Consider the following 23,589-nt stretch of genomic DNA (forward strand, 5'->3'; position numbering starts at 1 on the left):
TTCATGCCTCGCCCCTTCCTTGCGCGAATGGCGGCGGCAGGCAAGAGGAGGGGATCACGGCTCGACGAACCCGCCTATCGCGACGGCGAGGCGGTCGGGCGCGATGTCCGCGTCGGGAAACACGAACGCGCCGTGCCGCACGGCGTGGCCGGCGACGTAGTCGAACTCGATCGACCGCTCCGCGCCGCCGTCCACGGCGTGGACGGTGACGCCCGCCGCCGCCCGGTCGCCATGGTTGCGGACCGCGACCCTGACCACCGCGCCGCTCTCGCCGCGCTCGACCGCCTCGACGGTCACCGACAGGCGGGGCGGGCGGGAATCGCCGGTCAGCGCCTGGAAGACGAGGAAGCCGACGAGGCCGGCGATGGCCACGCAGGCGATGCCGCCGACGATCCATTCGACCAGCGGCCTGTCGTTCGCGGATTTGCGCTTCGTCGTGCCCGGCATCGGGTCCTCCTCAAAGGATCAGCCGCGCGGCGGCCGCGCCGATGGCGCAGGGAAAGGCAAGGACGACCGCGGCCATGACGACGCCGTCGACGGGCATGCCGTCGGTGCGGGCGAAGATCCACAGCAGATAAAGGCTGATCGAGAGCGCGATGACTTAGCCCGGGAGGGTGAGGCGCACGAAGCCGCTCCACCACGGCTCCTCCGGCGAGACCTCGGAGCCGCCGGCGAATTCCAGCGCGAAGACGAAGCCGTGCATCAGCGCCAGCGAGAGCGCCGCCAGCGCCAGCGCGTGCCAGTGCGTCATCTGGTAGGAGATCAGCATCATCTCCTCGGTCGGCGCGACGTTGAAGCCGAGGAACAGCGCCCCCACCGCCATCAGGAACAGCTCGCCGCCATAGGGCTCCTCCTCGTCATCGAAATCGTCGTCCGACGAAGCGGCCCCGAACTGGCTCTTGGCCAGCAGCGCGCCGATGGCGGCCGGGACGACCTGGATCGTCAGCTTGCCGATCCATTCGCCGAGCGGCGTCCCGACGGTGATCGCGCCGAAGAGCAGCAGCAGGCCGGCGCAGACCGCGACGGCGATGCCGAGCGCGATCAGGCTGTCGAGCAGGTCGTCGCGCCAGCCGCGCGTGCGCTCGAAGCCGATGTGGCGCGACAGGAAGAACAGCAGCGGCAGCGCGCTGAGGACAAGGACGATCAGGCGGGGCCGGTCGAGGTAGAAGCCGAGCCACCACAGCTCCATCGTCATCAGCATCGGCAGCGAGAACACCAGCGCCCCGCCGGCCGCCCGCCCGAGGTCGCGCACCACCCGCGAAGCGCCATACCGGGACGCCGGCCGGGATGAATCCGTCTTGCCTGACAACGCGATGTCCTCCGTTGGCCGAACAACCGATAACCGCCCCCGGCGTTCCCGCGACGGTCGTCTTTTCCGGCGGGAACATTCGCCGCCGCTTGCCGTTCGAAGGCCACGATCACCGCGACGTGATCGGTCATTGCACCGAGAAAGGGAATATCCGTCATGGCCAAGGAAAAGACGCTGGAAGACCTGTTCCACGACACGCTGAGGGACATCTACTATGCCGAGAGGAAAATCCTCAAGGCGCTGCCGAAGATGCAGCGCGCCGCGCAGTCGCAGGAGCTGAAGGCCGCCTTCGAAAAGCATCGCGAGCAGACGGAGGGCCATGTCGAGCGCCTCCAGCAGGTGTTCGAGATCATCGGCAAGGCGCCGCGCGGCAAGACCTGCGACGCCATCGAGGGCATCGTCGCCGAGGGCGAGGAGATCATGGACGAGTTCAAGGACACGCCTGCGCTCGACGCGGGGCTGATCTCGGCCGCGCAGGCGGTCGAGCATTACGAGATCACCCGCTACGGCACGCTCAGGCGCTGGGCGAGCGAGCTCGGCCTCGCCGATGCGGCCCGGCTGCTCGAGGCGACGCTGAAGGAGGAGGCCAGGACCGACGAGGACCTGACGAAGCTCGCCGAGACTTCGGCCAACCAGCGGGCGCGCAAGGCGGCCTGATCCGCGTCGGCCCGGGAGCGAAAACCCGCTCCCGGGCCGCTTTTTATCGCCGGCAAGCCAGTCAGGAGGACCAGCCAGATGCCCGCACGCTCCCGCAAACCCGAAACCGCCGCCATCCACGACCAGACGCTCGCGCGCGGCCATGGCGGCGAGCTGCACCAGTTCGCCGAGGGCGAAACGCCCGTCCTCACCACCGCTCAGGGCGGCCCAGTCGCCGACGACCAGAACACCCTGCGTTACGGCGCGCGCGGCCCGAGCCTGATCGAGGATTTCCATTTCCGCGAGAAGATCTTCCATTTCGACCACGAGCGCATCCCCGAGCGCGTGGTCCATGCGCGCGGCTACGGCGCGCACGGCTATTTCGAAACCTATGAATCGCTCGCGAAATACACCCGTGCCGACATCTTCCAGCGCGCCGGCGAGAAGACGCCGGCCTTCGTGCGCTTCTCCACGGTCGCCGGCTCCAAGGGCTCGTTCGACCTCGCCCGCGACGTGCGCGGCTTCGCGGTCAAGCTCTATACGAAGGAAGGCAACTGGGACATCGTCGGCAACAACATCCCGGTCTTCTTCATCCAGGACGCGATCAGGTTTCCGGACGTGATCCATTCGGTAAAGCCCGAGCCCGACCGCGGCTTTCCGCAAGCCGCATCCGCGCACGACAATTTCTGGGACTTCATCTCGCTGACGCCGGAATCCATGCACATGGTGATGTGGGTGATGTCCGACCGGGCGATCCCGCGCTCGTTCCGCTTCATGGAAGGCTTTGGCGTCCATACCTTCCGCTTCCTCAACGACAAGGACGAGTCCAACTTCGTCAAGTTCATCTGGAAGCCGAAGCTCGGCCTGCAATCGGTGGTCTGGAACGAGGCGGTCAAGATCAACGGCGCCGATCCCGACTTCCACCGCCGCGACCTGTGGGATGCGGTCAAGGCCGGCAATTTCCCCGAATGGGAGCTGTGCGTGCAGCTCTTCGATCAGGATTTCGCCGACTCGTTCGACTTCGACATCCTCGATCCGACCAAGCTGATCCCCGAGGAGATCGTCGAGCCGGTGCCGGTCGGCCGATTGGTGCTCGACCGCATGCCGGACAATTTCTTCGCCGAGACCGAGCAGGTCGCGTTCATGACGCAGAACGTGCCGCCCGGCATCGACTTCTCCAACGACCCGCTGCTTCAGGGCCGCAACTTCTCCTATCTCGACACGCAGCTGAAGCGGCTCGGCAGCCCGAACTTCACCCATATCCCGATCAACGCGCCGAAATGCCCGTTCCACCATTTCCAGCAGGACGGCCACATGGCGATGCGCAATCCCGTGGGCCGGGCGAACTACCAGCCGAACTCGTGGGGCGAAGGCCCGCGCGAGAGCCCGGAGCGCGGCTTCCGCTCCTTCCCCGACGCGGTCGAGGGCCCCAAGGTGCGGCTGCGCGCCGAGAGCTTCGCCGATCACTACAGCCAGGCGCGGCAGTTCTACCGCAGCCAGACCGTGCCGGAGCAGCGCCACATCGCCATGGCGCTGACCTTCGAGCTGTCCAAGGTCGAGACGCCGGCGATCCGCGAGCGCATGGTGGCGCATCTGATCAACATCGACGACGTGCTGGCGAGGACCGTGGCCGAGGGGCTCGGCCTTCGCGACATCCCGGAGCCCGCCGACGCGGCCGTCGCGCCGCGCGACGACCTCGCCCCGTCGCCGGCGCTGTCGATCATCGAGAACGGCCCGGAGAGCTTCGCGGGCCGCAAGCTCGGCGTGCTGGTCAGCGACGGCGCCGACGCCGGCCTGCTGGCGGCGTTGCGCGCGACCTTCGAGGAGGAGGGCGCGACCGTGGAGATCATCGCCCAGACGGTCGGCGGCGTCGAGGCGTCGGATGGACGCCCGGTCGAGGCGAAACACAGGATCGACGGCGGCCCCTCCGTGCTGTTCGACGCCGTCGCGCTGCTGGTCTCGCAGGAGGGCGCGCGGATGCTGGCGAAGGAGCCGCCCGCCCGCGACTTCGTCACTGATGCCTTCGCGCATTGCAAGTTCATCGGCTATGCCGCGCCGGCCGTGCCGCTGCTCGAGAAGGCGGGCATCGCGCTCGACGAGGAGGACGAGGGGCTGATCGCGCTCGACGGAGGCGAGGCGGCCGCCGACTTCCTCGTCGCCTGCCGCAAGCTGCGGCTGTGGGCGCGCGAGGACCGGGCGCAGCCCTAGCGGAGCGGCGCCGATGTCGGACGCCGAGGTGGAAGCGGCCTCGCTCGCCGCGCTCGCGCAGGCCGAGGCCGCCTGCACGCGCTGCCCGCTCTATCGCGACGCCACGCAGGTCGTGCCCGGCGAGGGCCATCGTCAGGCGCGCATGATGGTGGTGGGCGAGCAGCCGGGCGACAGGGAGGACCTCGCCGGCCGGCCATTCGTCGGTCCCGCCGGCCGCCTGTTCGACGCCGCGCTGGCCGAGGCTGAGATCCCGAGCGATCGGGTGTTCGTCACCAACGCGGTCAAGCACTTCAAGTTCGAGCGGCGCGGCAAGCGGCGGCTGCACAGCCGGCCGAACGCGGGCGACATCGACCGCTGCAACTGGTGGCTCGGGCAGGAGCGCAAGCTGGTGGCGCCCGCCGTGCTGGTTGCGATGGGCGCGACCGCGGTCCGCAGCCTGCTGGGCAAGCCCGCCTCGATCTCGTCGCTGCGCGGCGAGGCGATCCGGCTGGAGGACGGGACGCAAATGGTGGCGACGGTCCATCTGTCATACCTGCTGCGCATCCGCGACGCCGATGCGCGGGAAAGCGAGCGGGCGGGCTTTATCGCCGATCTCAGGCGCGGCTGGGGGCTGGCGAAGGGCTGACGTTAGCCGGCACGGGCACGACGATGGTCGCGGAGAGCGGCAGGTGGTCGGAGGCGGTGCGGGCCATGAGGTCGGACGGGACCTCCGCCGCCACCGCCTCGATCCCCTCACCGATGAAGATATGATCGAGCCGCAGCAGCGGAAAGCGCGAGGGAAAGGTGGCTTTCGGCCGCGCGCCGGCATGAAGCTGCACGTCGCGCCCGTGGCGGGCGAGGTTGCGATAGGGCGCGGAAGTCGGGACGGCGTTGAAGTCGCCGACGAGCACGGTGGGGTTGTCGCGGCATTCGGCGCTGCCCAGCCATCCGGGCCCCAGCAGCGCGGCGACCTGCGCCATGCGCTCGCGCCGGCGCAGGCCGAGATGGGTGTTGATGACCTGAAGCCGCGTGCCGCCGATGTCGACCGACACCCAGATCGCACCGCGCGGCTCGCCGAGCGAGGGCAATGGCGCGGCCCGGACCAGCCGCGAGGGCAGCGCGGTGAGGATCGCGTCGCCATACTGCTCGTCCGCAAGGTGAAGGGCGGGGTGGAAATGCGCCTCCATGTTGAGATGCGCGGCGATCAGCCGGGCCTGGTCGAAGCCGCCGCTGCGCGCGCGCCCGACATCGACCTCCTGCAGCGCGGCGATGTCCGGCCGCGCCCTTGCGACGACCTCGGCGATGCGCGCCGGGTCGATCCTTCCATCGGTCCCACGGCAGGAATGGACGTTGTAGGTCATGATCCTGATGTGGCGCGGCGGCGGATGGCCGCCCGGTTGCTCCTTATGCATGGAAGGGGGAACCCGCGCGGCCCGGTTCCGTTCCGAACCTGAACACCCGGATCGCGCGAGGCCGCCCATGCCCTTTTCCAGACTTCTCATCAGGCTTGCCGTCGCGCTCGCGATAGGCGGCGCGGCGGTGCTTCTCTATCGCGCGCTCGGACGCTACACGCTCGAGGAGATCACCGACTCCGTTGCGGCGATCCCGGCCGCGTCCTTCGCCGGCGCGGCGGCGTTCGCGGCCGCCTCTTATCTGTGCCTCACCGGGTTCGACTGGCTGGCGCTGCGCTATGCCGGCAAGCCGCTCGCCTGGCGCCGCGCGGCGCTTGCCTCCTTCGTCAGCCTGTCGATCGGCCACAATATCGGCGTCGCCGCCCTGTCGAGCGGCGCGATCCGCTACCGCTTCTACACGCGCTGGGGGCTGGATGCGGGCGACGTCGCGAAGGTGATCCTGTTTTCCGGCGCGACGGTGGGGCTCGGGCTGGCGACGCTGGGCGGGTTCGGCCTGCTGCTCTACCCGGCCGAGGCCGAGCGGCTCGTCGGCATGGGCCGCCCGGCGCTGACGGGCGTAGCGGCCGCCTGCCTCGCCGTTCCCGTCCTCTACCTCGCGGCGAGCGCCTTCGTGCGCGGCAAGCTGCGGTTCCGCCGCTGGACGCTCGACCTGCCGGCCCTGCCGCTGGCGGCGGCGCAGGTCGCGGTCGGCACGCTGAACTTCGCCTGCGTCGCCGCCTGCCTGCACAGGCTGCTCGCCGCCTTCTCGGATGTCTCATATCTCGAGGTCGCGGCGATCTACGTCATCGGCAACGTCATGGCGCTGGTGAGCCATGTGCCGGGCGGGCTGGGCGTTCTGGAGGCGACGGTTCTCTATCTGCTGCCCGGCGGCGCGGCCATCGGCGCGCTGATCGCCTTCCGCGTCGTCTATTTCTTCGTGCCGCTGGCCTTCGGCCTGCCGCTGCTGCTGGCGAGCGAATATGTCCTGCGCGGCGCGTCGGGCGATCAGGACGCCCGGCGCGTCAGCCAGGAGAAGGCCGCGGCGGCGAGCTCGCGCGCCTCATAGATCGGCCGGAACGGCCGCGACGGATCGAGAAGGGCGGTTCCGGGCAGCGGCGAGGTCGGCCCCGTCAGGCCGATGGGGAAGGGCCGCAGCCCGCGCGGGCGCGTATTGAGGCGGTCGATGGCCCCGACCAGCGAGCCCCGGCGGATCGCGGCGGCGACGTCGCTTTCGCATGCGTCGAGATGCTCGGCCAGCAGGCGGCTGCGCAGCGCCGCGATCGCCTGCCGTTCGGCCAGCGTCCGCGCCTCGACGGCGACGTCGCATTCGGTGTCCAGCCCCTCGGAACGGTTGTTGAGGTTCGACGAGCCGACCCGCACGAAGACGTCGTCGACGACGACAACCTTGGAATGGATGAGCACCTCGCATTCGCCGCCGTCCCCGTCCGGCACGACGGCGTACATGACGCGCAGCCGGCCGAAGCTGTCCGCCTTCTTCAGCCCGCGGATGAGGCGGTCGCGGTTGTTGGCCATGACGAACTGCTCGAGCATGCCGCGCGACGAGCAGGTCACGAGGATGGCGACCTCCGGCCCGTAGGGCTCGCGCAGGCGCTGCGCCAGCGCCTCGCCGACGCCGAAGGACGCCAGATATTGCGTCTCGATGTAGATGTGGCGGCGCGCGGCCGCGATGGCGTCGTGGGTGAGGCGGATCGCGTGGCGCTGCTCGTTGAGGCCGTGAAGGTCGGGCGTCGTGCGCACGATGGCGGCGGCGCATCCCTCCATCGCCGCCGGCACGCCCTCGGGCCATTCGGGCGGCGGCGTCACCACGGGGGCCGGCCGATGGTCGGTCGCCGTTTCCCAGCGCCGCCGAGCGAGGTCCGCCACCGCGCGGGCGGCCGGGCCGCGGAACATCGTCTGGACATCGTGGACCGGGCCGTAGGACTTGCCGTTCGGCCTCACCCGGTGCGGGCAGTCGGGCGCATGCTCGCGCGTGTCCCAGCGCCCGGCGGTGACGTCGATGCCGCCGACGAAGGCGATGGCGTCGTCCACCGTCACCATCTTCTGGTGGTGCGAGCCGCGCAGGGCGTGGCGCGCGTCGAAGCGCAGATGGATGCGTGGATGGTTCGACCAGCCGTTCCGCCGGAACACCTTCAGCGAACGGCTCGAATAGATTGGCCCCATCGCCCAGACGAGGATGTGGATTTCGAGCTCCGGCCGCTCGTCGACCAGCCGACGCAGCAGCGCGCCCAGCGTCTCGCTTCCCTTGCGCGGGCGCAAGCGGATGTCGGGGTTGAAGTCCCATCCGACGATGCGGATCGAGCGGCGCGCAAGCGGCAGCGTCCGGTCGAGCGCGCGGAAATACTCCGCCCCGTCGACGAGGAAGGCGAGGGAATCCGCCATCTCGATCCGCCACGCATTGCGGCCGGGCATCACGATGGGTTGCTTCGACGGATCGGGGACGTGATGGTTCATGGCGCTTCGGACGATGGTTGAGATGCAAGCCAACTCGCGGCGCGGCCTTTGGTTCCTGCCGCTGGCGCCTGGGATGGAACAAGCCAGGTGCCGCATGGTTCGGGGCGAAAGGAGACGCCGCCATGAGCACGCCATTCCCCCGCCCGGAGCCAGATCCCGTCCCGCAGCCGCCCGCGCCGGCGCCGTTTCCGCCCAAGCCCGTGCGCGAGCCCGATCCGGAAGGGCTTCCCGACGAGGTGCCGTTGCCCAATCCCGACGAGAACGACAGCCCGCCCCAGCATGCGGACGGCTATCGCCCGTCGCAAATGCCAAGGGCCGGGCCGCAATCCTACCTGTCTTGCTGGTAGCCCTGATGGTGGGTGTTGATCCAGGAATTTCCCTGCTGGCCCTGTTTGTCGGGGTCGGCGGGCTTGTCGGGGCCTCTGGCGCGGGCCTCCTCCTTCGATTGCCTCGGGTCGGGCGGCCGCTTGGCGCTCCGGTTCTCCGGCGGAACGGGGGGCAGCTTCGAGGACATGGGGTTTCCTTTCCTGATTGGGGAGGCGAACGGCCTTCCGGGACCGAACCGTCGTTGCGCGGGATTGTTCCGGCCACGGACCGACCGTGGTTCATTTGCCGCATCGGCCGGTAAAATGTCCGTGCGCCGGCCTCCATCGGTCCCGTCCGGCTTGAAACGCCGGGAAAACCCGTCGATACCAAGGGTGAAGGGCGAGCCCGAAGGAGTGGGGCGAACGATGCAGAACCAGTGCAGCCAGGGGGATCTCCCCCGCGTCGATGTCGAACCCGCCCCCGGCGAATTCAACGACCTGCTGCGGGAGATCGAGAAGGAGCCGGTCTCCGAGCGGCTTCTCGAGCTTGCGCGCCAGTTGCAGGCAGTCCTCGTCAGCCAGCGCAAGCTGCGCGAGAGCGACGGCGTCCGAGCCGGGGACTGATCCCGCCGCTCCGCCCGACCGCTGGCCCGAACCCTTCCTTCCCTTCCTCGGAGCGATCCGGCGCCGTCGGCGCAACGGATTGATAAGTTTCCCGAAAGATAGCCGGCTCACGCCTTCGCGGGATCATGACAGCGATGGCCGATGAGGTTATCCTGCTGCACTTCGGAGTGCCGGACATTCGTTGCGATCGACAGATCGGGGTCGGGTGAGGGGTCGGACAGCGAAGGTTCTGAGGATGCTCGATTCGATGAAGTTCCTCAATGGCGGCGGCGAGATGGCGGTGGCCATCCGCAACCACGACTGGTCGGCCACCGGGCTCGGCTTCCCGCAGAACTGGCCGCCGGCGCTGAAGACCGCCGTCAGCATGGCGCTCAATTCCAAGTTCCCCAAATGCATCGTCTGGGGACCGGACCTCGTGTCGATCTACAACGACGCCTTTCGCCCCATCCTCGGCGACAAGCCGCCGGCGCTCGGCCGCTCGTTCCGCGATGTCTGGAGCGAGGTGTGGGACACCATCGGGCCCATCGCCGAGCGCGCCTATGCCGGGCAGGCGACGTTCATCGAGGATTTCCCGCTTGTCATCGACCGCTACGGCTATCCGGAGCAGACCTACTTCACCTTCTGCTACAGCCCGATCCGCGACGAGCACGGCGTGGTCCACGGCCTGATGGACACCGTCATCGAGACGACAGGAAAGATCGAGGCGCAGCGGCAGGCGCGCCTGCTCAACGGCGAGCTCGAGCACCGCATCAAGAACGCGCTGACCGTGATCCAAGCGATCATCAACCAGACCTTCCAGTCGGGGCGCGAGAAGGAGGAGATCCTCGGCGATCTCGGGCGGCGCATCGGCGCGCTGGCCGACGCGCAGACGCTGCTCACCCGCTCCAGCATGGCGGAAGCGGATATCGGCGAGATCGTCAACCATGCGCTCGCGCCGTTCCGCACCCGCGGGGAAAGCTTCCATGTCGAGGGAACCCCGGTCTCGCTGTCGGCCAAGCAGGCGCTGTCGCTGTCGCTCGCGCTCAACGAGCTGGCCACCAACGCCCTGAAATACGGCGCCCTTTCGCGCGGCGGCGGCATCGTGAAGATCGCGTGGAAGGCCGGCCGGCCGGGAACCGAGGACGAGTTCCGCCTCGACTGGAGCGAGAGCGGCGGCCCGCCCGTCTCGCGGCCGACGCGCAGGGGGTTCGGCTCGCGTATCATCGACACGGCCCTGCCGCAGGATTTCGTGGGCGAGGCCCGGCTTTCCTACGATCCCGACGGCGTGCGTTACGCGCTGACCACGCAGATGATCCATGTCGGCGCCGATCCCCGATTCCCGGAACAGGGCGGGGGATAGGAACCATTCCCGCCGCTGCCGCATTCCTGTCCGAGCACGGGAATCGACATGGGCATTCGCACCTTTCGCAGAAACTACCTGACGCGGCCGATCTATCGCTGGGCCGCGACGATCCTGCCGCCGATCTCCTCGACCGAGCGCGAGGCGATCGAGGCCGGAACTGTCTGGTTCGACGGCGAGCTGTTTTCCGGCAATCCCGATTGGGGAAAGCTGCTCGACATGCCGCCGGCGCAATTGTCGGCGCGCGCGCAGGCGTTCATGGACGGCCCGGTGCGCGCGCTCTGCGCCATGATCGACGACTGGAAGATCGCCTGGGAGGACCATGACCTGCCGCGCGATGTCTGGGATTTCATGCGCGAGAACAAGTTCTTCGGCATGATCATCCCCGAGCGCTATGGCGGCCTCGGCTTTTCCAACACCATGCATTCGGAGGTGGTGCGCACCGTCTCCTCGGCCAGCGTCGTCGCCGGCGTCACGGTCATGGTGCCGAACTCGCTCGGCCCGGGCGAGCTGCTGATGCATTTCGGCACCGAGGAACAGAAGGACCACTGGCTGCCGCGGCTCGCCGACGGGCGCGAGATTCCCTGCTTCGGCCTGACCTCCGAGGAGGCCGGCTCCGACGCCGCCGCCATGACCGACCGCGGCGTCGTCGAATACGGCGTCCATGAGGGCCGGCGCGTGCTCGGCGTGCGGCTGAATTTCGCCAAGCGCTACATCACGCTCGGGCCGGTGGCGACCGTGATGGGCCTCGCTTTCAAGCTCTACGATCCGCAGAACCTTCTCGGCGAGGGCGAGGAGCGCGGCATCACCGTCGCCCTCCTGCCGACCGCGACGCCCGGCGTGACCCATGGCGAGCGCCACATCCCGCAGTTCACCCATTTCCAGAACGGCCCGCTCTACGGCAAGGACGTGTTCATCCCGCTCGACTGGATACTCGGCGGCCGGGAGCGGATCGGCCAGGGCTGGAAGATGCTGATGACGGCGCTGGCCGCCGGGCGCGGCATCTCGCTGCCCTCGCAATCGGCCGCCTCGGCGGCGATGTGTGCGCGGGCCACGGGCGCCTATGCGCGCGTGCGCCGCCAGTTCGGCATCCCGATCTCGCAGTTCGAGGGCGTGCGCGAGCATCTCGCCGGCCTCGCCGCCAACGCCTACCTGATCGACGCGGCGCGGCGGCTGACGGTGGCGGCGCTGGACGAGGGCCACAAGCCCTCGGTGATCTCGGCGATCATGAAGTATCACGCCACCGAGCGCATGCGCCGCTCGATCGAGAAGGCGATGGACATCCACGGCGGCAAGGCGATCATCGACGGGCCGAGGAACCACATGGGCGGCCAGTACCGCTCCGCGCCCATCGGCATCACCGTCGAGGGCGCCAACATCCTGACCCGCAACCTGATGATCTTCGGTCAGGGCGCGATTCGCTCGCACCCCTTCATGTTGAAGGAGATGGAGGCGCTGTCCGAGCCCGACGAAAAGGAAGGGCTCGGCGCGTTCGACCGCGCCTTCTGGGGCCACGTCGGCCATGCCCTCGCCAATGCCGGCCGCTCCTTCGTGCGCGGCTGGTCGGGCTGCGCCATCGCGCCCGCGCCGGACGCGGCCGACCTGCCGCATCACTGGCAGCGGCTGTCGCGCTACGCCTCGGCCTTCGCGCTCCTTTCCGACATCGCGCTGCTGACGCTCGGCGGCGCGCTGAAGCGCAAGGAGGCGATCTCGGCGCGGCTCGGCGACATCCTGTCGGAGCTCTATCTGCTCGCCGCGGTGCTGAAGCGCTTCGAGGACGAGGGGCGGCAGAAGGCCGACAGGTCCATCGTCGACTATCTCATGGTCGAGGGCGAGGAGCGCATCTGCGCCGCCTTCGACGGCGTGCTGCGCAACCTGCCGGCGCGCTGGGCGGCGCTGCTCGTCCGGCTCGTCGCCTTCCCGTTCGGCATCGCCCATCGCGCGCCCTCCGACCGCCTGACCGACAAGGTCGCCGAGACCCTCTTGTCGCCCTCGGCCCAGCGCGACCGGCTGACGCCCGGCCTCTATCTCGGCGAGGGCCGGCAACACCACCCGATGTGCGACCTCGAGGAGGCGTTCCGGCTCGTCGTCGAGGCCGCGCCGCTGGAGAAGAAGCTGCGCGAGGCGAAGCTCGACGATGCGGGCGAGGCGCGCGAGCGCGGCCTGATCTCGGACGAGGAATTCGACCGGCTCGCCCGCGTCGGCGAGGCTGTCGCCCGCGTCGTCGCCGTCGACGCCTTCCCGATGGAGGAGGTGTCGCCGCAGCATGCCGTCGGGACGCGCAGCGAGGCGGCCGAGTAACTGCGCCGCGCACAGAACTTTTCGCCGCCTTGCGCGTTCGCCCTGATCGAAGAAGGAGAACTCCCATGCCTGCGAAATCCAAGGCCCAGCAGAAGGCGGCGGGCGCCGCCCTCTCGGCGAAACGCGGCGAGACCAAAAAGAGCGCGCTGAAGGGCGCGTCGAAGGAGATGGTCGAGTCGATGAGTGAAAAGCAGCTCGAGGAGCTGGCCTCGACCAAGCGCAAGGGTAAGCCGGAGCGCGTTTCCGGCTCATGACCAACGAGGAGATTCTGCTTCGCCTCGGGGTCGCGACGCTTGCCGGCGTCCTCCTCGGTCTCGACCGCGAACTGCGCGGCATCGCCGCCGGCATCCGCACCCATGCGCTGGTGGCGCTGAGCTCCGCCCTCATCACCGTCTCGGCAATGATGATCCATGAGGACTTCACCCGGCAGGGCCATTCCGGCGTCGACCCGCTGCGGGTGGTCCAGGGCCTCGCCCAGGCGGTCGGCTTCGTCGCGGCAGGGGCGATCTTCTTCGCCAAGGGCACGGTCCACAACCTGACCTCGGCAGCCAATATCTGGCTCGCCGCCGCGGTCGGCATCGTCGCCGGGGCCGGGCAGACGGTGCTCGTCGTCGCCGGCGTCGGCATCGGCATCGCCGTGCTGACCGTCGTGCGGGTCCTCGAAAAGGCGATTCCGGGCACCACCAAGTCGGATGACTGAGAGGTCTTTGCGGAACATTCCCGTTGTTGCGGCATTGCTTAATGAAGGCACACGGGAGGGATTGGATGCATGGCTGAAGCCTATTGCGGCCCAGCGCCGGCACCGGAGGCGCTGCTCGCGGCTTGGAACGCCGATGCCGTGGCCGTCGCCCTGTGCGCCGCGCTGGCGCTGGCCCATGCCCGCCGGGGCGAGCCGGCCGGCCGCTGGCCGCTCGGCGCCGCCATTCTCCTCATCCTTGCGCTCTTCCTGTCGCCGCTCTGCGCCCTGACGGTCGCGCTGTTTTCCGCCCGCGTCGCCCATCACGTCCTGCTCGTCGCCGTGGCTGCGCCGCTGCTGGCGCTGGCCTTTCCCGAACGGGCGGACGCGCCGCGGCGGATCGGGCTTTCCCTCCTCGTCGCCGTCCACACTCTCGTCCTGTGGCTGTGGCACGCGCCGCCGGTCTACGAGGTCGCGATCCGCGGCGCGCTGCCCTACTGGACGATGCAGGCGAGCCTGCTCGCCAGCGCCGTGCTGCTGTGGCGGCGCGTCCTTGCGCCGCGCACCGGGATCGGCCCGGCCGCGCTGGCGCTGCTCGCCACCGTCGTCCAGATGGGCATGCTGGGCGCGCTGCTCACCTTCGCGCGCGACCCGCTCTACGCGCCGCATCTCACCACGACGCTCGCCTATAGCCTCTCGCCGCGCGCCGACCAGCAGCTCGGCGGCCTCATCATGTGGGTCCCGGCGGCGCTGCCCTATCTCGTGGCCGCCGCGCTGTTGATCGGCAGCCGCCTCGAGCGGCCCCCGGCGCAGGCCGGCCGCCGATGATCTGGCTGAAGGTCCTTCACCTCGCGGCCATCGCGGTCTGGAGCGCGGGCCTCATCTGCCTGCCCGGGCTCTACGTGCAGCGCGCCCATGTGCCGAGCCGCGACTCGAAGCACCGGCTTCAGGCGATGGTGCGCTTTCTCTATGTCGCGGTCCTTTCGCCCGCCGCCTTCGTCGCCATCGGCAGCGGCACGGCGCTGATCTTCGTGCGCCAGTCCTTCGAGCCGTGGTTCTCGCTCAAGCTCGTCCTGGTCGGCGCGCTGGCGACGATCCACATCCTCACCGGCCTCGTCGTCATCCGCCTGTTCGAGTCGGGCAACATCTACCCCGTCTGGCGCTTCGTCGCGGTGACGGCGGCGACCCTGGCGGTGGTGACGGCGATCCTGGTCGTGGTGCTGATGAAGCCCGAGCTGCCCGACCTCTACCCGCAGGCGATGGCGGAGCCGGGCGCGCTGGCACGGCTCGTCGCCGACCTCAATCCTTTTCGGAGATGAGGAGGCCGATGCCGTGATCGAACACCAGCTTGCCGCCATGCCAGCCCGCCAGCGCGGTGAAGATGCAGGCGAGGACCGACACCATCAGCCCGTGCGGCAGCACCACCGTCTCGTCGACGAGGCGCAGGCCCCAGTTGAGGCCGGCGATCGAGATCAGCATCATCGCCGCGACCGCATGGGTCCAGCTCGCGACGCGCTTGCGGATGCCGGCGACGATGATCAGCTCGGCCGTGCCGAAGAGCCCTGCGCCGACGCCGGAGACGAAGGCGAGGCCGGCCGCCCACAGCCCGGCGCGCAGCCAGAACGGATCGGCCGTCCACCAGTAGAAGACGTCGCAGCCGAGCGTCGCGATGACGAAGGCGATGGGGAAATGCACGCTCATGGCATGGAGCGGATGGCCGGCGACTGCCACGGCCGACGCCACCGGCTCGCTGGCGACCTCCTCGATGACGGGGTTGCCGATGTCGCGAGTTTCGTTGTCGCGCGTTTCGTTCATCGCCGTTCTCCTTCGCGCAAGGCAAGCGCGGGAAGGGCCGGATGGTTCCGTGGCGCCCACGTTTTCCTCGCGCCGGCGCTCATCGCCGCGCCGTTCCTCACCGGTTGCGCCGGGCCGCTCTCGGCTCTCGCGCCGGAAGGCCCGGCCGCGCGCGGCGCGGTGCGTCTGTGGTGGATCATGCTCGCCGGCGGCGGCGCGATCTTTCTCGTCGTCTCGGCCGTCCTGATGCTGGCGATCCTGCGCCCGGCGGCGCTGCGCGCCTTCGGCCCCCGGCGGATCATCCTGTGGGGCGGGCTCGTTATCCCGACGATCATCCTCGCCGCGCTGGTGACGGCCGCGCTGGCGCTCGGCGAGCGGCTGCTCGCCACGCCGCGCCCGCCCGAAGACGCGCCGCTGCGCATCGAGGCCGTGGCGCGGCAATGGGTGTGGGAGTTCCGCTATCCCGGCGGCGCGGTCACCTTCGACCGGCTGCACATGCCGGCTGGGCGCGACGTCGATTTCACCGTCACCAGCGCCGACGTGATCCACTCCTTCTGGATCCCGCGCCTCGGCGGCAAGATCGACGCCATCCCCGGCCACGAGACCGTCGTGCGCCTGCGCGCCGACCGGCCGGGCGTCTATGGCGGGGTCTGCGCCGAGTTCTGCGGCACCGGCCACGCCGCGATGGCCTTCACCGTCGAGGCGCACGAGGAAGTCGGGTTCGCGGCCGCGCTGGCGGGGGAGGTGGAAGAATGAGCGCGCGCGAGGACAGGCCCGGACCGATCCACCTCCACCGCGAGCTGGCGGCGATCTGGGATACCCCCGCCGGCTGGGGCCGGCTGTCGGCGGTCAACCACACCGTGCTCGGGAAGCGCTTCATCGTCGCCGCCTTCGTCTTCTTCGCCATCGGCGGGCTGCTTGCCATGCTGATCCGCGTCCAGCTCGCCACGTCGCAGACCGCCTTCGTCGGGCCGGAGCTCTACGGCCAGATCTTCACCATGCACGGCACGGTGATGATGTTCCTGTTCGCGATCCCGATGTTCGAGGGCTTCGCCATGTACCTGCTGCCGAAGATGCTCGGCGCGCGCGACCTTGCCTTTCCGCGCCTGTCGGCCTACGGCTTCTGGTGCTATGTCTTCGGCGGCTCGATCCTGATCGGCGCGATGCTGGCCGGCGTCGCGCCCGACAGCGGCTGGTTCATGTACACGCCGCTGTCGTCGTCGGCCTACACGCCCGGCATCAACGCCGACGTCTGGCTGCTCGGCATCACCTTCGTCGAGATATCGGCGCTGTCGGCGGCGATCGAGATCGTCGTCTCGATCCTCAAGGTGCGCGCGCCGGGCATGAGCCTTGAGCGCATGCCGATCATGGCGTGGTATCTCTTGGTCACGGCGCTGATGATGCTGTTCGGCTTTCCCCCGCTCATCCTCGGCTCGATCCTGCTCGAGCTGGAACGCGCCTTCGACCTGCCCTTCTTCGATCCCACGCGGGGAGGGGACTCGCTTCTGTGGCAGCACCTGTTCTGGCTGTTCGGCCATCCGGAGGTCTACATCATCTTCCTGCCGGCGGCCGGCGCGGTGTCGATGATGATCCCGACCTTCGCCCGCCACGAGCTGGTCGGCTACCGCGCCGTCGTCGTCGCGGTCGTCGCAGTCGGCTTCCTGTCGTTCGGGCTGTGGGTGCATCACATGTTCACCGTCGGCATCCCGCATCTGGCGCTCGCCTTCTTCTCGGCGGCCAGCGGGCTGGTGGCGGTGCCGACCGCGGTGCAGATCTTCGCCTGGGTCGCCACGCTGGCGCAGGGAAAGAAGGTGCGCCTCGACGTGCCGATGCTCTGGCTCGGCGGCTTCTTCTTCATCTTCGTCATCGGCGGGCTGACGGGGGTGATGCTGGCCATGGTGCCGTTCAACTGGCAGGCGCACGACACCCATTTCGTCGTCGCGCACCTGCATTACGTGCTGGTCGGCGGCTTCGTCTTCCCGATGATGGCCGCCGCCTATTACTGGCTGCCGCACCTGACCGGCCGGGTCAGCGACCACCGGCTCTCCGTGCCGGCCTTCTGGCTGGTCTTCGGCGGCTTCAACCTGACCTTCTTCCTCATGCACCTGACCGGGCTGACCGGCATGCCGCGCCGCGTCCATGCCTATCCGCCCGCGGCCGGCTGGGACTGGCTCAACCTCATCTCCTCCGTCGGCGGCTTCCTGATGGCGGCGGGCTTCGCGCTGTTCGTGGTCGATCTTGTCGTACAGGTGCGCTACGGCACCGCCTTCCGGCGCAATCCGTGGGGCGCGCGCACGGCGGAATGGGCGACCCCGACGCCGCCGCCGTCCTACGCTTTCGCCTCGCTGCCGAAGATCGACGACCGTGCCGACCGGCTCGACCCGGACAGGCTCGGCGCGACGCTGGCCGGCGGCCGGGGCTATCTCGGCTTCACCCGCAACGGCTGGATGGAGACGCTGGGCGTCGACATGGCGAGCGGCAAGCCGGGCGAGGTGATCGTGCTGCCGCGCCAGACCTACAGGCCGTTGATCAGCGGCCTCGCCACGGGCTGCTTCGTGCTTGCCCTGCTGTTCAAGTTCTATCTCGCGTCGCTCGTGCTGCTCGCGCTGACGATCGCCTCGCTCGTCGCCTGGACAGCGGGCGTCGGCACCCGCGCCGATCTCGGCCCGCTCGCCATCGGCCATGGCGAGACCGCCCCGGTCCACTGGGAGACGCAGCGGCCGCCCTCGTGGTGGGCGATGGCGTTCGCCTGCGCCGCCGACGCGACGCTGTTCGCCTCGTTGCTGTTCGGGGCGCTGTTCCTGTGGCTGGTCGCGCCCGGCTGGCCGCCACCTTCCGCCGCCGCGCCGGCAATGGTGCCGGCGCTCGCCGCCGCGCTCGTCCTCGCCGCCACGGCCGCCTGCGGGCGCAGGGCCGTCGCCGCGCTCGGGAACGGGGCTTCGCCGGTCGCATGGCTCGCCGCCTGCGCCGGCGCGCAGGGCGCGACTGTCGCGCTGTTCGGGTGGATGGCGGCGGGCGTCCCGGCCCCGACCGTCCATGCCCATCACGCCACCGTCTTCGTCATCCTCGTCTATGCCGGAATCCGCGCCGCGCTCGGCGCGCTCCTCGCCGGCTACGGGCTGTGGCGCAACCATGCCGGCTATGTGTCGCCGGTGCGCAGCCTCGACCTGCGCATCGGCGCGCTGTGGCACGACTATGCGACTGTCACCGGCCTCGTGGCGCTCGGCGCCGCGATGCTGACGGCGTTCCTCGCTGGAGCGGTGGAGGCAGGCGGATGAGCGGGCGCGAACTGCTCCTGCTGGCGGCCGGCTTCACGCTGTGGGCCGTCGCCTTCGTCGCGCTCTACGCCATGCTCTCGGTCGGCTGCCGCTTCGGCTGGGACGGGATCGACCTCGCCGGCGGCGTAACGGTGCAGCGGGCGCAGCTCGTCACGCTCTTCCTCGCCTTCCTTGCCGTCGGTGCGTGGCTCGCGGTACATCTGCGGACAGGCCCCCGTGCACCGTTCCTCTCCCGCGCCGCCTATCTCGCGGCGCTCGCCGGGCTGGGCTCGATCGTGTTTTCCTTCGCGGCGGTGTTCGCGCTTTCGGAGTGCGTGTGATGGCGGGGAAAGAACTCCCAAGGGTCGTCATCGTCGGCGGCGGCTTCGCGGGGCTCGCCTGCGCGCGCGAGCTGGGCGGCGCGGACATCGCCGTCACCGTCATCGACCGCCGCAACCACAACCTATTCCAGCCGCTGCTCTATCAGGTGGCGACGGCCGCGCTGTCGCCGGGCGATATCGCCGAGCCGATCCGCAAGACGCTCGGCCGCCACCGCAACGTCACCGTGCTGCTCGCCGAGGTGACGGGCATCGACCTCGAGGCCCGCACCGTGCTGACCGACCGGCTGGAGCCGGTCCCGTTCGATCACCTCGTCATCGCCACCGGGTCGGACTACAACTATTTCGGCCATGACGACTGGCGCGAGATCGCCCCGGGCCTGAAGACGATCCGCGAGGCGCGCGCCATCCGCCAGCGCCTGCTCACCGCCTTCGAGGAAGCGGAGATGACCGCCGACGAGGCGGCGCAGCGCCGGCTGCTCACCAGCGTCGTCATCGGCGGCGGGCCGACGGGCGTGGAGATGGCGGGCGCCATCGCCGAGCTCGGCCGCTTCATGGTCTCCCGCGACTTCCGCCACATCGGCGCCGATCGCCTGCGGGTGGTGCTGGTCGAGGGCGGGCCGCGGCTGCTGCCCGCCTTTCCCGAGCCGCTCGCCGCCTATGCGGCGCGCCGGCTGGAACGCCTCGGCGTCGAGATCATGACCGAGCGCATGGTCGAGACCATGTCCGCCGAGGAGGTGGTGGCCGGTGGCGAGACCATCCCGGCCGGGGTCGTGGTGTGGGCCGCCGGCGTCAAGGCCTCGGCCGCCGCGCGCTGGCTGGGGGTCGAGGGCGACAGGATGGGCCGCGTGCCGGTCGATGGCTGGCTGGAGGTCGCCGGGCTCGACGGCATCCATGTGCTCGGCGACACCGCCCGCCTGATCGACGAGGCCACCGGCGAGCCGCTGCCGGGGCTGGCGCAGGTGGCCAAGCAGCAGGGCCGCTGGCTCGGCCGCGCATTGCGCCGCCGCATCGCGCGTGGCGAGCGCGGCGCGCCGTTCCGCTTCCGCGATCGCGGCAACGCCGCCGTCATCGGCAACAATGCGGCGGTGTTCGATTTCGGCTGGAGCCGGTTGAAGGGCCGCGCCGCGTGGTTCCTGTGGGCGCTCGTCCACATCCTCCTTCTCGTCAGCTTCGAGAAGCGGCTTCTCGTGTCGGTGCAATGGGCGTGGCGCTACGTCACCCGCCAGCGCGGCACCCGCCTGATCGACGAGCCGCTTCCAGTCGAGCCGCAGGAGGAGCCGGCCCCGGAGCTGACCGAAGGCTAGCGCCGCCTTTCGTCACGCGGGGAGAACGGCGGCCGGCGGCGCAGCGCCTGGGCGCGCACCCAGCCGGGCAGCAGCTCCGCCATCAGGCTTCTCAGTCTCTGCCACATCCTTGCCTCCTGTCCTGCCGTCTGCCTGAGAAGGGAACGAAGCCGGAGCGCCCGCGTTCCCGTTCTTTCACCGACGGTCCGTCCTCCATGGCGCCACGCAATTTCTGGAAAGGCTATCTGCGGCTTTCGCTCGTCACCTGCCGCGTGGCCATGACGCCGGCCATCTCGACCCGGCAGAAGGTGCGCTTCCACACCATCAACCGCGCCACCGGCAACCGCGTCGAAAGCCGTTACGTCGACGAGGCGACCGGCAGGCCGGTGCGCGAGGAGGACCAGCGGCGCGGCTATCCGGTCTCCGACGACCGGCTGGTCGTCATCGAGGATGAGGAGTTGGAGGCGGTCTCGCTCGAAAGCACCCGCACCATCGACATCGACATGTTCGTGCCGCGCGACGACATCGCCTGGATCTGGCTCGACCGGCCGCATTACCTGACGCCGGACGACAAGATCGCCGAGGAGGCCTTCTCCGTCATCCGCGACGCCATGGCCGCGACCGGCACGGTCGGCATCTCACGCCTCGTCCTCTACCGCCGCGAGCGCGCGGTGATGCTGGAGCCGCGCGACAAGGGAATCGTCGTCTGGACGCTGCGCTACGGCGACGAGGTGCGCGAGGCCGAGGACTATTTCGGCGGCCTCGACCGGGCCAAGCCCGACGCCGGGGCGCTGAAGCTGATCGGCCGGCTGATCGACGAGCGCACGACGGACTGGGACCCGGCCATGGTCGCCGATCCCGTGCAGAAGCGTCTGAAGGCGATCATCGCCGCGCGCAAGCGCAGGCAGAAGCCAGCGCCGCGCCGGCGCGGCGGCGAGGACGAGCCGGTCGCCACCCTCGACAACGTCGTCTCGATCATGGACGCGCTGCGCCGCAGCGTCGAGGCGGAGAAGAAGGCGAAGAAGCCGCGCTGAGTGACTTCGGAGGTTACCGACGACCCGACCGCCGGCGCCGCCCCTCATCCGCCCTTCGGGAACCTTCTCCCCGTGAATGGGGAGAGGATGCCGGCAGGTGAGGGGTGGCGCCGATGGTCGACGACTAACCCCGCGCTACTTCCTTTTGCCCGTCGCCCCGGCGACTTCCAGCGGCCGCGCCGCCTTTCGGAAATCCGCCCACGGATCGGCGGCGAGGTTGTCGAGCCGGGCGGCGGCGTTGGCGACCGTGAAGTGGCCCGAGCCGACGGACGGCTCCAGCTCGTCCCAGCCGAGCGGCATGGCGACGGTCGCGCCGGCACGCGCCCGCGTCGAATAGGGAACGATGGCGGTCGCTCCGCGGCCGTTGCGCAGATAGTCGATGAAGATCCGGCCCTTGCGCTCGGCCTTCGTCGCCTTGGCGATGAAGCGCTTCGGTTCATCGGCCGCCATCGCGATCGCAAGGTCGCGGGCGAAGCCCTTGACCGTGTCCCAGCCGGCCTTCGGCTTCAGCGGCGCGGCGACGTGCAGGCCCTTGCCGCCCGTCGTCTTGACGAAGGCCGCGAGCTTGACTGCCTCCAGCCGCGCGCGCACCTCGCGCGCGGCGTCGAGCATGACGCTCCACGGCACGCCGTCGCCGGGGTCGAGGTCGATCACAAGCTGGTCGGGCTTTTCGAGGTCGTCGAGCCGCGCCTGCCAGCCGTGGATTTCGAGCGCCGCGCCCTGCACCAGCCCGATCAGCCCGTCAAGCGAGTCGACGGCGAGGAGCGAGTTGTCGCCCTCCTCGTCCAGCGGGTCGACGGCGGTGAGGATCTCGCGGCTGACGCCCTTCCACGCATGCTTCTGGAAGAAGCATTTGGCCGCCGTGCCGCCGGGGCAGCGCAGCAGCGCCAGCGGCCGCCGCTCGACATGCGGCGCCATGAAGCGCCAGACCCGGGCGTAATAGCTCGCCAGCTCCTCCTTGGTGACGCCCGCATCCTTCCAGTAGACGCGGTCGGGATGGGTGAGCGCAACGGTGGGCTTCGCCCGCGCCGGCACCTTCGCGGCCGACGCGGCCTCGTCCTCGCGCACCACCTCGGCCGCCGGCTTGTCCTCGCGCAGACCGCGGAAGGCGGCGTGGCGCAGGATGCCGTCGGCGGTCCAGTCGCGGAACTCGACCTCGGCCACCAGTTCCGGCTCGACAAAACGCACGCCGCGCCGCGCGACGGCGTCGAGCCGGCCCGCGAAGGGGGAGGTGTCGCGCTCGATGCCGCTCAGGCGCTTGAACAGGTCTTCGGCGACCACCCGGCTGAAGCCGGTGCCGACCCGGCCGGCATGGCGCAGTTCGCCGTTCTCGTTGACGCCGAGCACCAGCGAGCCGATCGCCTTCGCCGAGGTCGAGGAGGGCACGTAGCCGCCGATCACCAGCTCCTGCCGATTGCCGCATTTCGACTTGATCCAGTCGCGGCCGCGGCCGGAGCGGTACTTGCCGCCGGCGAGCTTGGAGACGACGCCTTCGAGGCTGAGCCGGCAGGCATGGCGCAGCACCATCTCGCCGTTCTCCTCGAAATGCTCGCTGTAGCGCAGCTCGGGCGGCGCGTCCTTCAGGAGACGCGCCAGCGCTGCCTTGCGCGCGACGAGCGGCGTCTCGCGCAAATCCTGCCCGTCGAGATAGAGAAGGTCGAAGGCGTAGAAGGCGAAGCGGTCGCTGCGCCCGGCGCTCAGATCGGCCTGAAGCGCGGAGAAATCCGACGCGCCGCCCGAGGCTTCGACCACCAGCTCGCCGTCGATGAGCGCCTGGCTCGCCGGCAGGGCGGCGAGTGCCTTCGGCACCGCCTTGCCGAACCTTTCGGTCCAGTCGAGGCCGCCGCGGGTGAGGAGAGTCGCCTTGCCATTGTCGAGGCGCGCCTGAAGCCGGTAGCCGTCGAACTTGATCTCGTGCACCCAGCCGGCCGCGTCGGGCGCGTGCGGCTTCAGCGTCGCGAGCTGCGGCGGCACGAAATCCGGCATCGCCGCCTTCTTCGCGCCCTTGATCTTCGGCTCGGTCGCCTTCGCCTTGACGATCCGGCCTGTCTTCGACGACCAGCCGGGTTCCTCCTTTTCCACCTCGGCGATCCCGCGGCCGGTCTTCACCGAGTCCGGGCGTTCCTCGAGGATGTCGGGGTCGCCGGCCCCGCGCGCATGGGCGTCGTCGCCCTTGACGAGCAGCCAGTTGTCGCGCTTCTCGCGCGGCCGGCGTGCCATGCGGATAAGGTGCCAGCGGCCGTCGAGCTTCTCGCCGTCGAGCTCGAATTCGAGATGGCCCTTGGCGAGGCCCTTCTTCGCATCGCCGAGCGGCTTCCAGGTGCCGCGATCCCAGACGATCACCGTGCCGCCGCCATATTCGCCCTTGGGGATGGTGCCCTCGAAATCGCCGTAGTCGAGCGGGTGGTCCTCGACATGGACGGCCAGCCGCTTCTCGGCCGGCACGAGGCTGGGGCCGCGGGTAACGGCCCAGCTCTTGAGCACGCCGTCCATCTCCAGCCGGAAATCGTAGTGCAGCCGGCGCGCGTCGTGCTTCTGGACGACGAAGCTGTTGCCCGCCGCGCGCTTGCCCTGCCTGCCCTTCGGCTCGGGCGTCCGGTCGAAGTCGCGCTTTTGATGATAGACGTCGAGCGCCATGGC

Annotated in this window: 23 protein-coding genes and 1 pseudogene; 17 read left to right on the forward strand and 7 right to left on the reverse strand. The window is 69.8% G+C overall.

All coding sequences use genetic code 11. The features are described 5' to 3' along the window. Positions 1 to 54: 54 nt before the first annotated feature. A complete protein-coding gene (locus M9945_RS08350) occupies positions 55 to 447 on the reverse strand; it encodes a hypothetical protein (protein WP_367944129.1) in 393 nt (130 codons plus the stop codon). A 10-nt stretch (positions 448 to 457) separates the two neighbouring features. After that, a pseudogene (locus tag M9945_RS08355) lies at positions 458 to 1,501 on the reverse strand (TIGR02587 family membrane protein). On the opposite strand from M9945_RS08355, the gene M9945_RS08360 reads away from it, so the two are divergent. The 3 genes from M9945_RS08360 (at position 1,466) to M9945_RS08370 (ending at position 4,778) form a co-directional block, all read left to right on the forward strand. Beyond that, positions 1,466 to 1,966, forward strand: a complete 501-nt coding sequence (locus tag M9945_RS08360; protein WP_367931316.1) for a ferritin-like domain-containing protein — start codon at positions 1,466 to 1,468, stop codon at positions 1,964 to 1,966. The pseudogene M9945_RS08355 and the gene M9945_RS08360 overlap by 36 nt on opposite strands. Before the next feature lie 78 nt (positions 1,967 to 2,044). Further along, the gene (locus M9945_RS08365; protein WP_367944130.1) at positions 2,045 to 4,153 is read left to right on the forward strand and encodes a catalase; all 2,109 of its coding nucleotides are present in this window, start codon (positions 2,045 to 2,047) and stop codon (positions 4,151 to 4,153) included. A 13-nt stretch (positions 4,154 to 4,166) separates the two neighbouring features. Beyond that, positions 4,167 to 4,778 carry a UdgX family uracil-DNA binding protein gene (locus M9945_RS08370; protein ID WP_367944131.1) on the forward strand — a complete coding sequence of 204 codons (612 nt, stop codon included), beginning with the start codon at positions 4,167 to 4,169 and terminating at the stop codon, positions 4,776 to 4,778. Here the strand turns inward: M9945_RS08370 and M9945_RS08375 are convergent. Next, on the reverse strand, positions 4,747 to 5,544 hold the full coding sequence (locus M9945_RS08375) for an endonuclease/exonuclease/phosphatase family protein (protein ID WP_367944132.1): 798 nt from the start codon (positions 5,542 to 5,544) through the stop codon (positions 4,747 to 4,749). The genes M9945_RS08370 and M9945_RS08375 overlap by 32 nt on opposite strands. A gap of 67 nt (positions 5,545 to 5,611) precedes the next feature. Between M9945_RS08375 and M9945_RS08380 the strand changes: the two genes are divergently transcribed. Continuing rightward, positions 5,612 to 6,589, forward strand: coding sequence for a lysylphosphatidylglycerol synthase domain-containing protein (locus M9945_RS08380; RefSeq protein ID WP_367944133.1), 978 nt, complete (start codon positions 5,612 to 5,614; stop codon positions 6,587 to 6,589). Here the strand turns inward: M9945_RS08380 and M9945_RS08385 are convergent. After that, positions 6,529 to 7,995 (reverse strand): phospholipase D-like domain-containing protein, encoded by a 1,467-nt coding sequence (locus M9945_RS08385; protein WP_367944134.1) that lies wholly within the window; start codon positions 7,993 to 7,995, stop codon positions 6,529 to 6,531. The two genes, M9945_RS08380 and M9945_RS08385, sit on opposite strands and share 61 nt — an antisense overlap. Before the next feature lie 122 nt (positions 7,996 to 8,117). Here M9945_RS08385 and M9945_RS08390 point away from each other — a divergent pair, with 122 nt between their 5' ends. After that, positions 8,118 to 8,342 carry a hypothetical protein gene (locus tag M9945_RS08390; protein ID WP_367944832.1) on the forward strand — a complete coding sequence of 75 codons (225 nt, stop codon included), beginning with the start codon at positions 8,118 to 8,120 and terminating at the stop codon, positions 8,340 to 8,342. On the opposite strand, the gene M9945_RS08395 is transcribed toward M9945_RS08390, so the two are convergent. Further along, positions 8,324 to 8,509: a hypothetical protein gene (locus tag M9945_RS08395; protein WP_367944135.1), complete on the reverse strand. Its 186-nt coding sequence runs from the start codon at positions 8,507 to 8,509 to the stop codon at positions 8,324 to 8,326. The genes M9945_RS08390 and M9945_RS08395 overlap by 19 nt on opposite strands. Before the next feature lie 217 nt (positions 8,510 to 8,726). On the opposite strand from M9945_RS08395, the gene M9945_RS08400 reads away from it, so the two are divergent. From M9945_RS08400 to M9945_RS08430, 7 genes are all read left to right on the forward strand, one after another. Then, positions 8,727 to 8,924, forward strand: a complete 198-nt coding sequence (locus tag M9945_RS08400) for a hypothetical protein (RefSeq protein WP_367944136.1) — start codon at positions 8,727 to 8,729, stop codon at positions 8,922 to 8,924. A gap of 247 nt (positions 8,925 to 9,171) precedes the next feature. After that, on the forward strand, positions 9,172 to 10,263 hold the full coding sequence (locus tag M9945_RS08405; RefSeq protein WP_367944137.1) for a sensor histidine kinase: 1,092 nt from the start codon (positions 9,172 to 9,174) through the stop codon (positions 10,261 to 10,263). A 48-nt stretch (positions 10,264 to 10,311) separates the two neighbouring features. Beyond that, positions 10,312 to 12,564 (forward strand): acyl-CoA dehydrogenase, encoded by a 2,253-nt coding sequence (locus M9945_RS08410; protein ID WP_367944138.1) that lies wholly within the window; start codon positions 10,312 to 10,314, stop codon positions 12,562 to 12,564. Between the two features lie 65 nt (positions 12,565 to 12,629). After that, positions 12,630 to 12,818, forward strand: coding sequence for a DUF3008 family protein (locus M9945_RS08415; RefSeq protein ID WP_367944139.1), 189 nt, complete (start codon positions 12,630 to 12,632; stop codon positions 12,816 to 12,818). Continuing rightward, positions 12,815 to 13,264, forward strand: a complete 450-nt coding sequence (locus tag M9945_RS08420) for an MgtC/SapB family protein (protein WP_367944140.1) — start codon at positions 12,815 to 12,817, stop codon at positions 13,262 to 13,264. The genes M9945_RS08415 and M9945_RS08420 overlap by 4 nt, the downstream gene beginning before the upstream one ends. A gap of 69 nt (positions 13,265 to 13,333) precedes the next feature. Further along, on the forward strand, positions 13,334 to 14,068 hold the full coding sequence (locus M9945_RS08425) for a cytochrome c oxidase assembly protein (RefSeq protein WP_367944141.1): 735 nt from the start codon (positions 13,334 to 13,336) through the stop codon (positions 14,066 to 14,068). Further along, positions 14,065 to 14,559: a CopD family protein gene (locus M9945_RS08430; RefSeq protein ID WP_367944142.1), complete on the forward strand. Its 495-nt coding sequence runs from the start codon at positions 14,065 to 14,067 to the stop codon at positions 14,557 to 14,559. Before M9945_RS08425 ends, M9945_RS08430 begins: the two co-directional genes overlap by 4 nt. Here M9945_RS08430 and M9945_RS08435 read toward each other — a convergent pair. Continuing rightward, the gene (locus tag M9945_RS08435; RefSeq protein ID WP_367944143.1) at positions 14,540 to 15,055 is read right to left on the reverse strand and encodes a DUF2231 domain-containing protein; all 516 of its coding nucleotides are present in this window, start codon (positions 15,053 to 15,055) and stop codon (positions 14,540 to 14,542) included. The two genes, M9945_RS08430 and M9945_RS08435, sit on opposite strands and share 20 nt — an antisense overlap. An 81-nt stretch (positions 15,056 to 15,136) precedes the next feature. Here M9945_RS08435 and coxB point away from each other — a divergent pair, with 81 nt between their 5' ends. The 5 genes from coxB to M9945_RS08460 all read left to right on the forward strand — a co-directional run bounded on the left by coxB (position 15,137) and on the right by M9945_RS08460 (position 20,949). Further along, the gene (gene coxB, locus M9945_RS08440) at positions 15,137 to 15,790 is read left to right on the forward strand and encodes a cytochrome c oxidase subunit II (protein ID WP_367944801.1); all 654 of its coding nucleotides are present in this window, start codon (positions 15,137 to 15,139) and stop codon (positions 15,788 to 15,790) included. Beyond that, complete coding sequence (gene ctaD, locus M9945_RS08445) at positions 15,787 to 18,312, forward strand: cytochrome c oxidase subunit I (protein WP_367944144.1); 2,526 nt, start codon at positions 15,787 to 15,789, stop codon at positions 18,310 to 18,312. The genes coxB and ctaD overlap by 4 nt, the downstream gene beginning before the upstream one ends. After that, the gene (locus M9945_RS08450) at positions 18,309 to 18,632 is read left to right on the forward strand and encodes a hypothetical protein (RefSeq protein WP_367944145.1); all 324 of its coding nucleotides are present in this window, start codon (positions 18,309 to 18,311) and stop codon (positions 18,630 to 18,632) included. Before ctaD ends, M9945_RS08450 begins: the two co-directional genes overlap by 4 nt. Further along, entirely contained in the window at positions 18,632 to 19,936 is a 1,305-nt protein-coding gene (locus tag M9945_RS08455; protein WP_367944146.1) for an NAD(P)/FAD-dependent oxidoreductase, read from the forward strand. Before M9945_RS08450 ends, M9945_RS08455 begins: the two co-directional genes overlap by 1 nt. Positions 19,937 to 20,130: 194 nt before the next feature. After that, the gene (locus M9945_RS08460; RefSeq protein ID WP_367944147.1) at positions 20,131 to 20,949 is read left to right on the forward strand and encodes a Ku protein; all 819 of its coding nucleotides are present in this window, start codon (positions 20,131 to 20,133) and stop codon (positions 20,947 to 20,949) included. Between the two features lie 135 nt (positions 20,950 to 21,084). Here M9945_RS08460 and ligD read toward each other — a convergent pair whose 3' ends face one another. Continuing rightward, positions 21,085 to 23,586 (reverse strand): DNA ligase D, encoded by a 2,502-nt coding sequence (gene ligD / locus M9945_RS08465; protein ID WP_367944148.1) that lies wholly within the window; start codon positions 23,584 to 23,586, stop codon positions 21,085 to 21,087. Positions 23,587 to 23,589 lie beyond the last annotated feature (3 nt).

This window comes from Aquamicrobium sp. (assembly GCF_023954335.1).
In the GTDB taxonomy this organism is placed as follows: domain Bacteria; phylum Pseudomonadota; class Alphaproteobacteria; order Rhizobiales; family Rhizobiaceae; genus Aerobium.

Bases quoted from the DNA above. Each gene is read 5' to 3' on its own strand.
- M9945_RS08380 (WP_367944133.1), top strand. From the start codon at position 5,612: ATGCCCTTTTCCAGACTTCTCATCAGGCTTGCCGTCGCGCTCGCGATA.
- M9945_RS08370 (WP_367944131.1), top strand. From the start codon at position 4,167: ATGTCGGACGCCGAGGTGGAAGCGGCCTCGCTCGCCGCGCTCGCGCAG.
- M9945_RS08365 (WP_367944130.1), top strand. From the start codon at position 2,045: ATGCCCGCACGCTCCCGCAAACCCGAAACCGCCGCCATCCACGACCAG.
- M9945_RS08460 (WP_367944147.1), top strand. From the start codon at position 20,131: ATGGCGCCACGCAATTTCTGGAAAGGCTATCTGCGGCTTTCGCTCGTC.
- ctaD (WP_367944144.1), top strand. From the start codon at position 15,787: ATGAGCGCGCGCGAGGACAGGCCCGGACCGATCCACCTCCACCGCGAG.
- M9945_RS08455 (WP_367944146.1), top strand. From the start codon at position 18,632: ATGGCGGGGAAAGAACTCCCAAGGGTCGTCATCGTCGGCGGCGGCTTC.
- M9945_RS08390 (WP_367944832.1), top strand. From the start codon at position 8,118: ATGAGCACGCCATTCCCCCGCCCGGAGCCAGATCCCGTCCCGCAGCCG.
- M9945_RS08400 (WP_367944136.1), top strand. From the start codon at position 8,727: ATGCAGAACCAGTGCAGCCAGGGGGATCTCCCCCGCGTCGATGTCGAA.
- M9945_RS08410 (WP_367944138.1), top strand. From the start codon at position 10,312: ATGGGCATTCGCACCTTTCGCAGAAACTACCTGACGCGGCCGATCTAT.
- M9945_RS08435 (WP_367944143.1), bottom strand. From the start codon at position 15,055: ATGAACGAAACGCGCGACAACGAAACTCGCGACATCGGCAACCCCGTC.
- M9945_RS08450 (WP_367944145.1), top strand. From the start codon at position 18,309: ATGAGCGGGCGCGAACTGCTCCTGCTGGCGGCCGGCTTCACGCTGTGG.
- M9945_RS08405 (WP_367944137.1), top strand. From the start codon at position 9,172: ATGAAGTTCCTCAATGGCGGCGGCGAGATGGCGGTGGCCATCCGCAAC.
- M9945_RS08375 (WP_367944132.1), bottom strand. From the start codon at position 5,544: ATGCATAAGGAGCAACCGGGCGGCCATCCGCCGCCGCGCCACATCAGG.
- M9945_RS08360 (WP_367931316.1), top strand. From the start codon at position 1,466: ATGGCCAAGGAAAAGACGCTGGAAGACCTGTTCCACGACACGCTGAGG.
- M9945_RS08430 (WP_367944142.1), top strand. From the start codon at position 14,065: ATGATCTGGCTGAAGGTCCTTCACCTCGCGGCCATCGCGGTCTGGAGC.
- M9945_RS08385 (WP_367944134.1), bottom strand. From the start codon at position 7,995: ATGAACCATCACGTCCCCGATCCGTCGAAGCAACCCATCGTGATGCCC.
- M9945_RS08395 (WP_367944135.1), bottom strand. From the start codon at position 8,509: ATGTCCTCGAAGCTGCCCCCCGTTCCGCCGGAGAACCGGAGCGCCAAG.
- M9945_RS08415 (WP_367944139.1), top strand. From the start codon at position 12,630: ATGCCTGCGAAATCCAAGGCCCAGCAGAAGGCGGCGGGCGCCGCCCTC.
- M9945_RS08350 (WP_367944129.1), bottom strand. From the start codon at position 447: ATGCCGGGCACGACGAAGCGCAAATCCGCGAACGACAGGCCGCTGGTC.
- M9945_RS08425 (WP_367944141.1), top strand. From the start codon at position 13,334: ATGGCTGAAGCCTATTGCGGCCCAGCGCCGGCACCGGAGGCGCTGCTC.
- M9945_RS08420 (WP_367944140.1), top strand. From the start codon at position 12,815: ATGACCAACGAGGAGATTCTGCTTCGCCTCGGGGTCGCGACGCTTGCC.
- ligD (WP_367944148.1), bottom strand. From the start codon at position 23,586: ATGGCGCTCGACGTCTATCATCAAAAGCGCGACTTCGACCGGACGCCC.